We start from the raw sequence: 15,056 nt of genomic DNA, 5'->3' as shown, positions 1-15,056 counted from the left end.
TCCATTCTTTAGTTAAACAAAAGAGGTGTATGGCATGAATGTACTCACACGGATGTGGAAGAGGGAGTGGCCTCTTCACCTGATGCTTCTTCCGGGAATACTGTTGGTTTTGATTTTTTGCTATGTCCCGATGGCAGGCATCATCATGGCTTTTCAGAAATATATACCGAATAAAGGCATGTTCGGCTCACCCTTGATTGGTTTGAAGAACTTTCAATTAATGATCGATTATCCGGATATCGGGCGCATTTTCTTCAATACCGTTTATATTGCTGTGATGAAAATTATTGCTGGAACGATTGTACCTATCACGATTGCGATATTACTTAATGAGCTGCGGAAAGAATGGATAAAACGGACGTTCCAGACGCTCGTTTACTTGCCACACTTTCTATCATGGGTTCTGCTAAGCGGGATTTTAGTTGATGTATTGTCTCCATCCTCTGGTATTTTCAATCAGTTGCTTGGTTTAATCGGTATAAAGCCTATTTTTTTCTTGGGAAGCAATGATTGGTTTCCGTATGTGATGGTCGTATCGGATGTGTGGAAGGAGTTTGGATTTGGTACGATTGTCTATCTGGCTGCGCTAACTGGCATCAACCCATCGCTTTACGAGGCAGCAGAAATTGACGGCGCAGGACGAATCAAACAGACCTTTCATGTAACGCTACCTGGAATGATGCCGATCATCGTGCTTATGTTTACGCTTAATATTGGGAATGTACTCAATGCTGGATTTGAACAAATCTTTAACTTGTATAGCCCGCCGGTCTATGAAAGAGCGGATATTATAGACACCTTTGTCTATCGTATGGGTGTGCAGCAGGCTCAATTCGGTTTCGCTACGGCTGTAGGTTTATTGAAATCTATCGTATCTTTTATATTCATTTCTCTTTCTTATATCTTAGCCTATCGTGCAGCGAATTACCGCATTTTCTAATGATGCGTTCGTAATTCAGAAGGGAGACATACCGTGACTAGAAACAGATCATTAGGTAGAAGAATATTTGTAGTGTGCAACTTTACTTGTCTGGCGCTTGTATCCTTCTTATGCCTAATGCCTATTATTCATATTTTGGCGATTTCATTCAGCTCAGGAGCTTCGGCAGCAGCCGGTAAAGTTGCCCTGTGGCCAATTGATTTTACAACTGCTGCTTATGATAACGTATTTGGAAAACCGGAGTATTTACGTGCATTCTGGGTATCGATCCAACGTGTTGTTCTAGGAACATCTCTTAGTATGTTGTTGATGATTATAACGGCATATCCACTATCCAAAGATCCTCGTCAATTTCGGTTGAGAACCTTTTATGCTTGGCTATTCGTATTTACGATTTTGTTCAGCGGAGGTCTTATCCCTTCCTATCTGACTGTGAAATCACTTGGAATGATAGACACTCTATGGGCTTTAATATTACCAACAGCGATTCCAGTGTTCAATGTCATCCTACTGCTTAACTTCTATCGTAATTTGCCTAAAGAACTCGAAGAAGCCTCCCGTATGGACGGCGCAGGTCATTTTACTACATTATGGAGAATATATGTACCACTATCCCTGCCAGCCTTGGCAACGACGGGACTCCTAACGATGGTGGGACATTGGAATAGTTGGTTTGACGGTATGCTGTATATGAATCATACTGAGAATTATCCGCTGCAAACGTTTCTGCAGACTGTGATTATCAAGATGGATTTCCGCTTTATTAAAGCGGAGAATGCCGAATTGATGCTCAAGCTGTCGGATCGCACAAGCCGAGCGGCGCAAATTTTCGTTGCGGCATTTCCGATTCTTATTGTCTATCCATTCTTACAGAGATTTTTTATAAAAGGAATAGTAATGGGAAGTGTGAAGGGATAGTATCGGAGTGCTCTATTAATTAATACAGGAGAACAAACGATGAAGAGCTTATTCTTTTTACATGATTCCTCTATATTCAAGAAAATAATGGCTGCCTTTCTGGCGGCCTTGTTGCCGCTGATGGCAGTTACATGGATGATTAATGAGAAAGGCTCGGACAATGTTCGCAGCGAAATCTCAGAGTCGGTTCTGAATACGACACGGTTCTATATGGACTCGCTGGACAAGGAAGCAGATCGGATAAGCCGTTATTTACCAAACTATGTGATGGATAAAGATATGATGGAAATTGCAATAACAGGTACGGATATGAGCTCCTATGAGCGGTCACGCAAAATATTGGATATCCAGCGACGGCTGGAGCTCATGAAAGATTCAAGTCCATTTATTAAGGAAGCAAAGGCCTATATTCCATTAATCGAGCGTACGATTCTAAGCAATAATTATGAAACCAACTTGAATGAACTTGAATATTCATCGATGCAGCATAATGAGAAGTTGTATGAAGAACCGTTCATTTACTGGAAAGATCGCTTGTTTATTACGATGCAATATCCAAGTAATACAGCCAAAAATCCTTTATATATTGTAGGGGTGGAGTTATCCACGACTAAGATCAAAGAAACATTAACACAAATTGGCGGTACGCGTGGTGGACAGAGCGCTTTGATTAATTTGGAACGTGGTTGGGACATTGAAAGTGGTATGGAACCAGCTTTGTTGGAACAAATGAAAGCTTTTGCATTAGAAAAGCGGGAATCGAAGTCTGATGAAGGTTACGAAACCATTATTTTTAATGGTAAGCGGTTTCTTTCCGTATATAAATTTTCTAGTCTTTGGAATTCCTATTCGATCACTTGTATACCTGAAGAGATGGTTTTGGGTTCATTGCAGATGTATCGAGCCTTATTCTGGTGGGCTTGTGCACTTGCTGTTTGTATCGTGCTGTTCTTTACTTATTTTTTATTGCGATTTATTTATCGACCTTTGATGAAGCTGGTACATTCCTTCCGTCGTGTTCAGCAGAACAGGCTCGAACCGATAGTGATCGACCGCGGAGCTGATGAGTTCGGTTATTTATACCAAGCCTTTAATGATACTGTGCGATCCTTGAAAACATTAATCGAGGAAAATTACGAGCAGCAAATTCGGAATCAGCGCTCGGAGCTGAAACGACTGCAATCGCAGATTAATCCTCATTTTTTATATAATTGTTTTTTTGTACTGTGCCGATTGATTAAATCTGAGAGTCAGAAGGAGAAGGCTTATCAATTTTGTTTATATATTGGACAATACTTTCAGTTCATTACTCGTAACGATGAGGATGACATTCTCTTTGAGCTCGAGGTGGAGCATTCTCGCACTTATGTAGAGATGCAATCGATCTGTTACGGGGAACGAATAGAAGTTTTGTTTGAAGGAGATGTTCCCGCTACTCACGTTCCAAGGTTGATTCTGCAGCCGATTATCGAGAATGCGTATAAGCATGCGTTAGGCAATATGCTTAAACCTGGCGAGCTATGGGTTCATAGTAAGCAAGAGGAGAATGTATTCTCCATGTATGTTGAAGATAACGGAGAGAGCATTACGGATGAAGAAATTGAGCTTCTTCGGAAGAAGCTGCGCCATTCAACGAATCGGATTGAGGAAACGACAGGACTTATGAATGTGCATCGCAGAATTCAACTGCGCTACGGAGAGGAATATGGCATTACGGTGTCACGATCTGAATTAGGCGGATTGCAGGTCAGAATCAAACTGAGTGTGAGCTAGAGGGGGGAATCAACATGTACAGACTGCTTATTGTCGATGACCTACCCGTCATCGTTGACGGTCTTCTTGAGCTATTCGAGCAGACTGAATATTTGCAGCTCGAAGTGATGAAAGCTTATTCAGGAGAAGAAGCTTTGGAGGTGTTGTCTCTTCATCGCATTGATATCGTGGTTTCCGATATTAAGATGCCTGGAATTGAAGGGATCGAGCTGCTGCAGGAAATCAAGTCACAGTGGCCTGCCTGCAAAGTTATTTTTCTAACAGGCTATAATGATTTCCAATATGCAAAGAACGCCCTTACTCACGGTGGTTTTGATTATATTCTGAAGGTCGAAAGCGACGAGAAAATTATTCAGTCTGTGGAACGAGCCATGGAGAAAATTGAAGAAGAACAGGATCAAGTACAGATGATTGCGAGAGCTCAATCCAAAATGAGATTGGCATTGCCCTCGTTGCAAAAAGAGTATATGTGGGAACTCTTCCAAGGCAAGCAGGCAATGGAGAGCCAGTTAAGGCAGGCCTTCAAAGAAATCGATATTCCACTTGATGCTGCAATGCCGGTTTATTTACTTATTGGCAGGATAGATACCTGGAAAGAGATGTTCACCACGACGGATAAAGCGTTGTTGACCTACGCGCTGCAAAATATTTGCGACGAGTATTTGTCAACGCAGGTAAGAAGCTATTCCGTTGTATTCGAGCTGACAAAGATCGTATGGATGATTCAACCGAAAGCCACTGATGAATTGTCCGCTGATTCCAGCAGCTTGGATTGGATTAGAGCCCATCGTTATACGAGCGGTATTCTGGAAAACATTCAAGGAACATGCAAGAAATTGCTCGGGCTTTCAGTTTCTTTCCTTCTCGGAAGTGAGGCGGCCCTATGGAATAACCTATCGGATCGGTTTCATTCCATCAAATACGGTTTGGTACAAGGGCATGGAATATTTAATGAGGTTATTATGACCGATAAGGACATTCAGAAAAAAGAGATGAGAGATAAAGCCGGAAACTATCTCGATAGCTTTTATCATGCCCGGGTTCAATTGCTCATGAGCTTTCTCGAGAATAATCATAGGGATCAATTTAACAAACTCTATGTCGAGCTCACGGCTATTTGGAATGATCCGGGAACCCCTAATGAGCGGAAGATTGAATTGTATCATTCCCTTTCGGCGGTGTTTCTGTTCTATATTCACAAAAACCGGGACATTCGGGATTATATAAATACACAGTTGGATTTGGATAAGTTATATCGATATGGGGATTCGACTTCATGGCCGGAGCTGATTCAATATTATTGGCAAATGGCCGACTGCTTTTTTGAATGGAATACACTGCGAGGTACACAATTGCCGACAGAGGTTGTTAACAAAGTACATCGCTATATTGAGGAGCATGTATCTACCGATATTTCCTTAACAGCTCTGGCAGATTACGTGAGCTTGAATCCATCCTATTTGTCCAGACTCTATAAGCGAATTACGGGCGTCTCATTATCGAAATATGTGAACGACTACAAGAATCTAATTGCAAAAGACATGCTGCTGAACACTTCGATGAAAGTGAATGAAATCGCTGCTGGGCTAGGGTATAACTCAGCGCTTGCTTTTATTCGCTTTTTCAAGAAGCAGAACGAAATGACGCCGCAGGATTTCCGTATGGCACGCTGCCAGTCGCAAATGCAAGGTCAATAAATGTATATGAATAGTAAACAACGATCTCTTTTTCCTCCCGAGCTGTTCCTTTACAATTGAAGTAGAGAAGGTACAAGAGGAGGAAAAGTCTTGAGAAAATTAACGGCCGTATTACTGGGCGCTGGAAGCAGGGGGAGATACATTTATGGACCCTACGCAGAGAAATTTCCGAATGAATTAAAAATTATTGCAGTAGCTGAACCAGACGATGAGCGGAGAAAACGATTTGCAGAGATTCATCAAATCGACCCGGCGCAGGTTTACGATTCTTGGGAAGAAGTATTTGGTCAAGGCCGTATTGCAGATGTGATGATCATCTGTACACTGGATCGGATGCATTATATACCGGCGATGAAAGCGATGGAGCTGGGTTATCACGTCATGCTTGAGAAGCCGATGTCTCCTTCTTTGGAGGAATGCATCCAGTTGGAGCAGGCCTCACATCGATTTCAGCGGCTTCTTGTAGTCACGCATGTTCTTCGTTATTCTCCTTTCTGGTCGGGAATCAAAAAATATATAGAGGATGGCGAGCTCGGAACCGTGGGAACGATTCAATTAACCGAGAACGTCGGCTATCCCCATATGACGCATAGTTATGTACGCGGGAATTGGCGCAATTCAGAGGAGACGAGTCCGATGATTCTGGCCAAATCCTGTCATGATCTGGACATCATCTCATGGCTGATGAAACAGCCGTGTACAAACGTAAGCTCATACGGCTCTTTGCTACATTTCAGGGCGGAGAATGCCCCGGAAGGCTCGGCGGAACGCTGCATCGATGGCTGCGCGGTCGAGAAGGAATGTGCTTTCTCGGCAATGAAAATGTATATACAGCCTCCGCATCACCCTTGGGCGCGTTATATGACGAATGATTTGTCGCAAGAGGGTATCTTAAAGGCTCTTAAAGAAGGGCCGTTTGGACGTTGTGTATATCGCTGCGATAACAATGTCGTTGACCATCAGGTGGTTAATATGGCATTCGCGAATGGAGCGAACGCATCGTTCATCATGTCAGGGCTGACACAAAGCGGTACACGCCGGGTTCAAATTATGGGAACGCAGGGTGAAATCATTGGAGATATGGATAAGGGAGCCTTTACGTTATACCGCTATGTTACTGGAGAACAGCTTGAGGTTCGCTGCAATGTCGAAGGAGACGGTCACGGAGGCGGTGATGAACGCATGGTGAGCTCGTTCCTGCGTGATGTTCGCCAGTTTGACAGCAATCCATCCCATGGCTTAACGTCTGCAACCGCATCACTGCAAAGCCACCTGATGGCATTTGCTGCCGAGCATTCGAGACTACATGAGGGGCTTGCTGTAAAGATTTCGGATATGCAAAAGAAGGAAGAAATTCCTGTTTAAATATAAAGAATTAGCTGTATACTCATTCCGTATATATAGAAGAAAGGGACAGTGAAATAATGACTATTAATAATCTTAAGCATGGATTGGTCGTTTCCTGTCAGGCATTATCGCATGAGCCGCTTCACGGTTCACAACATATGGTTGCTATGGCAAGGGCTGCACAGGAAGGTGGTGCAGTGGGTATTCGGTCAAATAGCCCGGAGGATGTTCGCGCAATTAGCAGCGAAATAAATTTGCCGATCATTGGTCTTTGGAAGAAGGACTATGATGGCTTTGACATTTACATAACACCTACAGTGGAAGATGCGATTGCCATGTATGAGGCAGGCGCAGCTATCGTTGCATTGGATGCTACGAGTCGTCCGCGTCCAGACGGACGTACATTGGAAGAGACAATTGCGGAACTGAAAAAGTGTGGCATTCCGATTATGGCAGATATTTCCACCTATGAAGAGGGAATTGATGCTGCTAGGTTCGGAGCGGATTACATCTCTACCACGTTGTCTGGTTATACCCCGTACAGCGTAACTAAGCTCCCAAACCTTGAACTCGTATATCGGCTATCTGAGACTCTAACCGTTCCGATTGTAGCAGAAGGCGGTATTAGCACGCCGGAGGAAGCACGACAAGCGCGAGAAAACGGTGCGCATTTTGTTGTTGTAGGCTCAGCTATTACAAGGCCTCAATTGATTACAGCACAATTTGCAAACGTATTATCTGCACAGAGGATCTTCTGATTTGACACTTTAACCTGTCTGAAGTTAATCAAACAAATGCCGCTACCAGTGAGAATGCTCTCAACGGTGGTGGCATTTTTGTGTTGATGCTTATTGCATTGCAGAAGAGGAGGAAATCGACAAGGATCCGAATTTATGGGCACTTCCGATTTCCCTAGAGGTGCTCCCAAATTACGACGCGGATTACGTGTTCGTAACCTTACTTGAGGGAAAGGAAACGAGTAACCGTTTCGACGATATCAAGAAAATCTCCATATGGAAGAACCTTACCGCCGTCAAGAACAACCATGTATACGCTATTAACATGGATACTTGGTTAGGCTACACGCCTCATGATATTGATGTGCAATTGAAGGAAGCTGTCCAACTGTTGACACAAGAACTGTAACATAAGCTAGCTTGAAATCCTGTCTTATTGGTCATTAATCAAATATCGGTGAAATGAAAAAGAACGCGACATCTGGTATTTCCAGAATAGTTGCGTTCTCTATTTATTTTGACGCGATAGCACTGCCCCTAAATGAGACATAGCTTGTGTAAAATAGCCAATCCATACAGAAGTTCTCGTTTCGATTAGGAACAGTTCCATGAATATGCTACAATTTTGGGGCTGGAAAGTTTAGTGAGCTGGAGGATACAGGATGAAAGCATTACTATTTGAACAATTCGGAGGGCCGGAAGTGCTGCGGTACGTGGACATCCCGGAACCACGGCTAGAACCGGGAAGTGTACGTGTGAAAATGAGAGCGATTGGCTTGAATTTTGCCGATATATATAGGAGACGAGGGAACTATCATTTAGCCGGACGACCGCCCTTTATTTTAGGTTATGAGGGGGCCGGGGTCGTCGAGCAGGTAGCAGCCGATGTTAGTCATATTCAAATCGGAGATCGCGTCACTTTTGCCGATGTCCCCTTTGCCAACGCAGAGTTGGTTGTCGTACCGACGGACCGTGTTATTCCATTACCGGCGGATATTGCTTTCGAGCAAGCGGCAGGTATTTTGCTGCAAGGGATGACAGCTCATTACCTGGTGAACGACAGTTACGTGATAAAGCCTGGCGATGATATTCTTGTTCATGCTGCTGCGGGAGGTGTAGGACAACTCTTGACGCAGCTCTGCAAAAGTAAAGGAGCACGCGTGGTGGGAGTCACCTCCTCTTCGGCAAAGCGGGAAGTAGCCTTGAAAGCAGGAGCGGACGAGGTATTCCTTTATGACGGAGATTGGGTAAATGACGTCCTTCGTTGGACCCGGGGAAGTATGGGAGTCGATGCCGCTTACGATTCCGTTGGAGCTACGTTAATGGATAGCTTCGCGGCCACAAAGACGAAAGGGACCGTCGTTTTCTACGGGATGGCTGGCGGGGACCCCCCGTACATTGATCCGCGCATGCTGATGGATACATCCAAAACATTAACAGGAGGTGATCTTTGGAATCATGTTACGACACATGGAAACCGAGTTGAGCGGTCCGCAGCTTTGTTTGAAGCAATCCGTCAAGGTACACTTTTCATGGAAGAGCTAAAGCTCTTCGCGCTGAAGGATGGTGCCGAGGCGCACCGACTTCTGGAAAGCAGAAGGAGTACTGGGAAAATCGTATTGATACCATAGATCATGCTTGCCTCTAAGTCCACTTTTCATTCGGTGGGGTAGAGGCTTTTTTGTTCGAACCTTGAGCTAGAACGAAATAACCTCTCCATCATCAGGAACAATAGCAGCATGCTCCAAGCTTCGATCCTTCAGAAATGCTCTGAGCTGCTGACGCTTGAAAGTACAATGGCTAATCGCATCCATATGAACGGCAATGATCTTCGTGGCTGGCGATAATTGCGCAACACGAACGATATCTTCGGCTGTCATTGTGATAATCGTCCCTAATAGCATCTGCGCGCGCGGCGTATTCAAGATCGCAATATCCGGCTTTGACTCTCGGAATACTTTTTCAATAGCAGGTGTATAAATGCAGTCTCCGACAATGTAAATCGAGCCGTCTGCTGGAGTGCCCATAATGAATCCGGATACCGGGCCTAGCAGTTTGGCGGCTAAACCTTGGGCATGCTGCCCTTTAATCCTTTTCAGCTGAATTCCACACCATTCAAATGAATCATGAATCGCTTGTACCTTGAAGAAATCGGCGGCTTGTAAGAAAGCTTGATCTTCAGGTTGGCAAAATACAGGTATGTTCTTGTTCAGAACGGAGATAGCCTTTTTATCCAAGTGATCAAAATGCCGATGTGTCAAGAGTATTGCATCCATGTCCGCAAAGAATTGCAGCGGAACAGGCAGAGGGGTTAGCGGATTTCTACGAAATGTCCGAGTGAAAGGAACCGGGGGAAGATCGCCTACGTCACTTAACATAGGATCGACAAGTATTTTTTTGCCATTCATAGTTACCACTGATGTAGCATTGCGAATGTGTTGAATTGAAATTGCCATACAAGTACATCTCCTCCATTTAAAGTACCGACCGGTCTGTTTTAAATTAGCACATATCTATTTTTTGATCAAGCTTATTTTTCAAAGTGGATGTTATGATGCGTTTTCTTAGGAGTTGAACTTAACAAGAGAGTGTGCTATTTTAAGACCAATTGGTACTTTTTGAAATGAGGGTTGGATATGCGTAAAGGACAAGTCACGAAAGAGCATATTATACGGCAGTCCGCTGGTTTATTTAATAAAAAAGGGTACACAGGTACTTCGCTGTCCGAGATTATCGAAAGGAGCAATATTCGCAAGGGCGGTATCTATAATCATTTTGAAAGTAAGGACGAAATTGCAATTGCTGCATTTGATTATACGTTTACACAAGTAAAAAATCTGCTGGCTGAGGAGCTGGCAAAGAGGTCTACTCCAACAGATAAAATGCTGGCGATCTGTGAAGTTTATATAAGGCTGGTTGAACAGGATGAATGTGAGGGCGGATGCCCCATTCTTAATACCGCAGTGAACGATGATGGTCACCCGCTTTTAAAGCAAAGGGCTCAGCTTGCAATGAAAGAAATGATGACGGCTCTGGTGAAAATTATGGAGGATGGTATCACTCGAAATGAATTTCGCAGCGATATCGATATGGAAGAAGCATGCAGTGTGGTAATCGCTCTAATCGAAGGCGGGGTTATGTTGAGTAAGTTATTCGATGACAATAAGTACATCCGACAATGTACCGACCAAGTGAAAGTTTATATCATGGAACATATTGTAATCTAGCTTCTGAAAGTGAGCTGCGATGAGTGAGGAGCAAGAGGCGAGAGGCAGCGTCGTACGCGGATTTGAGGGCTGAGACAGTTTGCCGGGAGGCGGGATTTGTAGCCATCTTTGGGCTGTATGGCAGTAAGTAATCACGAATCGGACCGTGGACCGCGATTGGAGTGATTTCATGAGAGCGTATAAAGAGGAATATGAGTCCATAAAAAGGATGCTGCATGCGTCGTCAGTTACTAATGCGGAGTGGGATCTTTTTATTGAGCGAACGCAACTAAAGCTAATTAATCAGGGCACGTACCTGGTGAGAGCCGAGGAGCGGGTACAGTACGCTTACTTTTGCACAGAAGGGTTGTTTCGATTATTTTACACGCTTGCTGACGGAAAAGAATTTATTAAAAGCTTCTCGCTAGCTAATGATTTTGTTACTTCCTACGGCGCAATGATTAGCGGGGAACCCTCCTACTTCTCCCTGCAGGCATTAGAGGATTCGGTAGTCATCGAAATATCGTACGCTTTGTTGCAAGAGCTGATGGATCGAAGCCATAATTGGGAAAGGTTTGTCCGTAAAAGTGTGGAACAACTTTATTTGAAGAAAGAAGAACGGGAACGCCAACTGCTTTATTTAAGTGCAGCAGAGCGGCTTCAAGCCTTTAGAACAAGGTATCCTGGATTAGAACAGCGAATCCCCCAATATCACATTGCCTCCTATTTAGGAATTAGCCCCGTCTCCTTGAGCCGAATCGTCAATCAAACCAGAAATTAACCTATGTTAATGAGAAACCTCTCCTTCTAAGCTAATATAAGTTTCAGCGATGGGGGAGAAATAAGATGAGGCTAACGGGTGGCATATCGGATCATGAAGCATGGGCTATAACAAGACGGCCTTTCCTCTTTGGAAGCACAGGCGGGCAACAAATCATTTTGTAGGGATGAGGAGTGGATTAGTTGAAGTATATGATGATCGTTTTGCTGGAATTTTACCCTTCCTGGCTAGCCCTATCACGGGAGGTTCGCCAAGAGAAAGCTATGGAGTTAAGGCACATTACCCTTAAATACGACAAGGATGTAAAGGTTCGTTTTTTCGATGCAGAGGCGCTACCCGGCGAGACCTATACGGATTTTGTCATGTGCGAGACGGAAGATCTGCGGCCTTACCACTTTATGTGGGAAGAAATCAGGGACTCGGAGACCTATACTAGAGGCTACATGAAGATAAAGAATGTCATTATGGGGATAGAAAACGCATATCAATTGTACGAGTCCGAGATCCTGGCGAAACCACCCGCTTTGGCTGAAGAATAAAAGTAGCAAGCATCCTGTCCGCCGAGTCGGATATGGGTTTGGGGGCTGTGGCAGGTTGCCGATGGGCAGGTTTGTCGCTGCCCTCTTTAGGTTGTTAAGAGATCCGATGTAAGCAGCTTTGTATTCACATACTTCACCGTTCACGTCGTTTCATAATCTCGTCGGAGGAGCAATTGGCGGTGCAGTTGCTCGTGCTTTCGCACGCGAAGGGGCAAAAGTATTCCTGGCAGGTCGCACGCTTACTAAACTTGATGCTATCGCAAGTGAAATCTCAGCCGCGGGAGGCGTGGCCGAAATTGCCCAAGTCGATGCTCTTGACGAGCGAGCGGTAGAGGAGCATGCCGATGCCGTTGTTGCAAAGGCGGGTAGCATTGACATCGCTCTGAACGCTATAGGCATTTATCATGTTCAGGGAACACCAATTTCGGAATTGTCCCTCGAGGATTACGCGCTCCCTATTACCGTCTACACTCAAACCAATTTCATTACGGCGAAGGCAGCAGCCAGACACATGGCAAGGAAAAGCTCGGGCGTCATTCTCACACTTTCGACGCCAGTCTCGCAAATGCCGGGACCGGGGTACATGGGACACAGCGTTGCATGCGCGGGGGTTGAAGCGTTCTCTCGCCATTTGGCAGGAGAGCTTGCACCAAACGGTATCCGCGTCATCTGCCTCAGATCCCATATGATACCCGAAGCGGAGGCGATGGGCTCCCACACTCGGAACGTCTTCCGCTCCGTCGCTGAGCTTAATGGCGTCACAAACGAGGAGCTGATGGCGGGTGCAGCAGCAGGTACACTGCTGAAGCGGCTTCCCACGCTTGCCAATGTAGCTGACACGGCGGTTTTCATGGCTTCGGAACAAGCCGGTGCGATGACGGGTACAGTAGCCAATTTGACCAGCGGTTTTATATTGGATTAATCGGCCTCGGCTGCAGCTTTATTCATCAAGGTCCTGAACAAACAAATAAAGGGCCTGGAAGCACCTTGTTATAGGTACTCAGGCTCTTTAGTTAGCACTTTAAACTGTGATCTTCTCGTAAACCTCTTTGTTCATTCCGGTTGTGACTGCTAACGTTAATCAATTTGCTTAACGCTTGCGATGACCTGTTTCATGTAGGATAAGGCTAGCTCGAATTCCTCGTACTTTGCTTTGTGAGCCTCATCCTTAGGTATAGGGTTTGTTGCCAATGTGTAAGTGATTAACCATTCCTTATTTTCTAATAGTTTAATCTGACCAAGAGAGCTTAGCTTGTAGCCGGACTTCGGATATCTGTATAGGGTTAATAATAGATACCGAGCTTTATCTGGTTTATCAATTTCTGGATAACCATCCGGGTAATAATCAATGCTCTGAATATTTGGATCAAAGCCATAGGCAATTTTATGACTGAGTACAGGATCCAAAGCCCATGTCTTCAAATAGGAATAGCCATCGGTGTAATTCAGCTCTATATTCTTTCCATTTTCTAAACCATGTCCCAATACGGGTTCAGGTACGGGATTGTTGATATCCATTAAATATTGATTATCAATAAACTGCCCTTTCATTTCTATGACATTAGCCGAGGTGTAGTAAACTCCAACACCCTCCATTTTGCCATTCTTAATATCTCCTTCATACCGGCTGCTATCGGAGAAATGTAAGATTCCAGTACCGTTTGGCACACCGGATTTAAAGTTTCCTTCATACTTTAAGGTACCGGAAACGTTATATAGCTTGCCTTCACCATCATACTGGTCTTGAAGAAAATGACCGTCATAGACTTTCACTGATCCATTGTATAAGATACCAAATCCGTCATAATGCCCCACGCTCCATTGTCCCTCATAAAGCCTTGTGCCCTCATTTGTATAACGAATGCCTTGCCCATCCATCTTACTATTCTTAAATTGCCCTTCATATCTAAGGAGGCTTCCGGAATTATCATAGAGCTTGCCTTGACCGTCCAAAGTGTCGTTTATAAACTGCCCATCATACCAGAGCTTATTGAGGTAAAATAGCTTCCCAGCCCCATTCTTCTTCCCGTCCATTAAATCTCCTTCGTACCTGAGCTTTGTTCCGTCTGCGACTTTAAGCACATCAAAGATATCTGAGAAAATAGTCGATGAAATTTGAATCTGACGCGCGTTCACATCCCAAACCACCTGCTTTTCAGTGGCTTCTCCTATAAAACGTAAAGGAATGAACGTATGCCCGTTAATCATTCGAGGTGCCTGTAATAAAGTCTTATCTTCACCATTGATCGTTGCGATCTTGCTACCAATCAATAAGGAAATCTTGAGTTTATCCTTTGTCCCATAAACCGTTTGAGTCGCTGAATCCCACTTGACCCGCAAGCCCAGCTTTTCAAAAACAGGTCTGAATTCAACAAGTGTTGTCCCACCATCCATAATCGGCTGTACATTAAAAAATACCTTGGCATGATCGATAAATACTTCAATAGCAGGAGCAGGTTTGTCGGAAGCGGTACTCACGGCGTTAGAATCATTAGCATAGGTTGAAATGGGAAAAATGAAAAGCATTAAACAAACCACTAGAATTAATCGTTTCTTTTTCACTTTTTTGCTCCTAATTTACATATTATTTTACTATTTTAATAAATTCTTCGTATATGGATACAATTCCTTCTAAAATTCATTGGTCGCAATGTAATTGTTTAATACAATAGACATACCATTTTTGAAAGTATCTCACCTGCTATAGGGGATCTGTCGGTTAGTGAAGATATTGTCTCTTTTCCCAATTAGAAGCATAGCTAAGCTTGAAGAAGTCGTAAATGAACTTCTGAACGGATCCATTAAGATTTTATCCGGAAGCCTGGACATTGAATGGTTATTTTAATTATATCTATCTCTCGGAAATAGCTTTCATACAACCGCTCGAAGACCCTTAATAATTTCCACTACCGAAGTGCAATAGAACGAATGGATATTATATACATCAGGCATTATTAATCAAACCATTCAAAATATCACCCAGGTATTATTTGCACTTAACGAAAAGCCACTTAAAGCGACAAAGAAAGATTTTAGAAGAAATATCCACTGATGTTGGTACAGCAATAAATAGGAATTAAAAATGAAGATAGGAGGGATGAAAGATAATAATTGACGA

The 15,056-nt window shown here is 43.9% G+C and carries 14 protein-coding genes; 12 read left to right on the top strand and 2 right to left on the bottom strand.

Going from position 1 to position 15,056, the window contains the following annotated elements; translation table 11 throughout:
* The first annotated feature begins 34 nt into the window (after window positions 1–34).
* The 8 genes from EKN16_RS22700 (at window position 35) to EKN16_RS22665 (ending at window position 9,043) form a co-directional block, all read left to right on the top strand.
* The gene (locus tag EKN16_RS22700) at window positions 35–940 is read left to right on the top strand and encodes an ABC transporter permease (protein ID WP_179955561.1); all 906 of its coding nucleotides are present in this window, start codon (window positions 35–37) and stop codon (window positions 938–940) included.
* Window positions 941–973: 33 nt separating this feature from the next.
* Window positions 974–1,858, top strand: a complete 885-nt coding sequence (locus tag EKN16_RS22695) for a carbohydrate ABC transporter permease (RefSeq protein WP_125662582.1) — start codon at window positions 974–976, stop codon at window positions 1,856–1,858.
* A gap of 39 nt (window positions 1,859–1,897) precedes the next feature.
* Window positions 1,898–3,631, top strand: coding sequence for a sensor histidine kinase (locus EKN16_RS22690; RefSeq protein WP_125662579.1), 1,734 nt, complete (start codon window positions 1,898–1,900; stop codon window positions 3,629–3,631).
* A gap of 14 nt (window positions 3,632–3,645) precedes the next feature.
* Window positions 3,646–5,328, top strand: a complete 1,683-nt coding sequence (locus EKN16_RS22685; RefSeq protein WP_125662577.1) for a response regulator — start codon at window positions 3,646–3,648, stop codon at window positions 5,326–5,328.
* Window positions 5,329–5,418: 90 nt separating this feature from the next.
* Window positions 5,419–6,693 (top strand): Gfo/Idh/MocA family protein, encoded by a 1,275-nt coding sequence (locus EKN16_RS22680; RefSeq protein ID WP_125662574.1) that lies wholly within the window; start codon window positions 5,419–5,421, stop codon window positions 6,691–6,693.
* A 59-nt stretch (window positions 6,694–6,752) separates the two neighbouring features.
* On the top strand, window positions 6,753–7,433 hold the full coding sequence (locus EKN16_RS22675) for an N-acetylmannosamine-6-phosphate 2-epimerase (protein ID WP_125662571.1): 681 nt from the start codon (window positions 6,753–6,755) through the stop codon (window positions 7,431–7,433).
* Between the two features lie 97 nt (window positions 7,434–7,530).
* Window positions 7,531–7,821, top strand: a complete 291-nt coding sequence (locus EKN16_RS22670) for an ABC transporter substrate-binding protein (protein WP_125662568.1) — start codon at window positions 7,531–7,533, stop codon at window positions 7,819–7,821.
* A gap of 253 nt (window positions 7,822–8,074) precedes the next feature.
* Entirely contained in the window at window positions 8,075–9,043 is a 969-nt protein-coding gene (locus EKN16_RS22665) for a quinone oxidoreductase family protein (protein WP_125662566.1), read from the top strand.
* 66 nt (window positions 9,044–9,109) lie between these two features.
* On the opposite strand, the gene EKN16_RS22660 is transcribed toward EKN16_RS22665, so the two are convergent.
* On the bottom strand, window positions 9,110–9,868 hold the full coding sequence (locus EKN16_RS22660) for an MBL fold metallo-hydrolase (protein ID WP_125662563.1): 759 nt from the start codon (window positions 9,866–9,868) through the stop codon (window positions 9,110–9,112).
* A 180-nt stretch (window positions 9,869–10,048) separates the two neighbouring features.
* On the opposite strand from EKN16_RS22660, the gene EKN16_RS22655 reads away from it, so the two are divergent.
* The 4 genes from EKN16_RS22655 (at window position 10,049) to EKN16_RS22640 (ending at window position 12,860) form a co-directional block, all read left to right on the top strand.
* A complete protein-coding gene (locus tag EKN16_RS22655) occupies window positions 10,049–10,639 on the top strand; it encodes a TetR/AcrR family transcriptional regulator (RefSeq protein ID WP_125662560.1) in 591 nt (196 codons plus the stop codon).
* Between the two features lie 169 nt (window positions 10,640–10,808).
* Window positions 10,809–11,399 carry a Crp/Fnr family transcriptional regulator gene (locus tag EKN16_RS22650; protein WP_125662557.1) on the top strand — a complete coding sequence of 197 codons (591 nt, stop codon included), beginning with the start codon at window positions 10,809–10,811 and terminating at the stop codon, window positions 11,397–11,399.
* A gap of 182 nt (window positions 11,400–11,581) precedes the next feature.
* Window positions 11,582–11,938 carry a darcynin family protein gene (locus EKN16_RS22645; protein WP_125662554.1) on the top strand — a complete coding sequence of 119 codons (357 nt, stop codon included), beginning with the start codon at window positions 11,582–11,584 and terminating at the stop codon, window positions 11,936–11,938.
* Between the two features lie 118 nt (window positions 11,939–12,056).
* Window positions 12,057–12,860 carry an SDR family NAD(P)-dependent oxidoreductase gene (locus EKN16_RS22640; RefSeq protein ID WP_125662552.1) on the top strand — a complete coding sequence of 268 codons (804 nt, stop codon included), beginning with the start codon at window positions 12,057–12,059 and terminating at the stop codon, window positions 12,858–12,860.
* 155 nt (window positions 12,861–13,015) lie between these two features.
* Here EKN16_RS22640 and EKN16_RS22635 read toward each other — a convergent pair whose 3' ends face one another.
* Complete coding sequence (locus EKN16_RS22635) at window positions 13,016–14,500, bottom strand: stalk domain-containing protein (RefSeq protein WP_125662549.1); 1,485 nt, start codon at window positions 14,498–14,500, stop codon at window positions 13,016–13,018.
* Between the last annotated feature and the right edge of the window lie 556 nt (window positions 14,501–15,056).

The sequence above is a fragment of the Paenibacillus baekrokdamisoli genome, from assembly GCF_003945345.1.
Classification (GTDB): domain Bacteria; phylum Bacillota; class Bacilli; order Paenibacillales; family Paenibacillaceae; genus Paenibacillus_Z; species Paenibacillus_Z baekrokdamisoli.
This window is presented reverse-complemented; position numbering and strand designations above follow the sequence as displayed.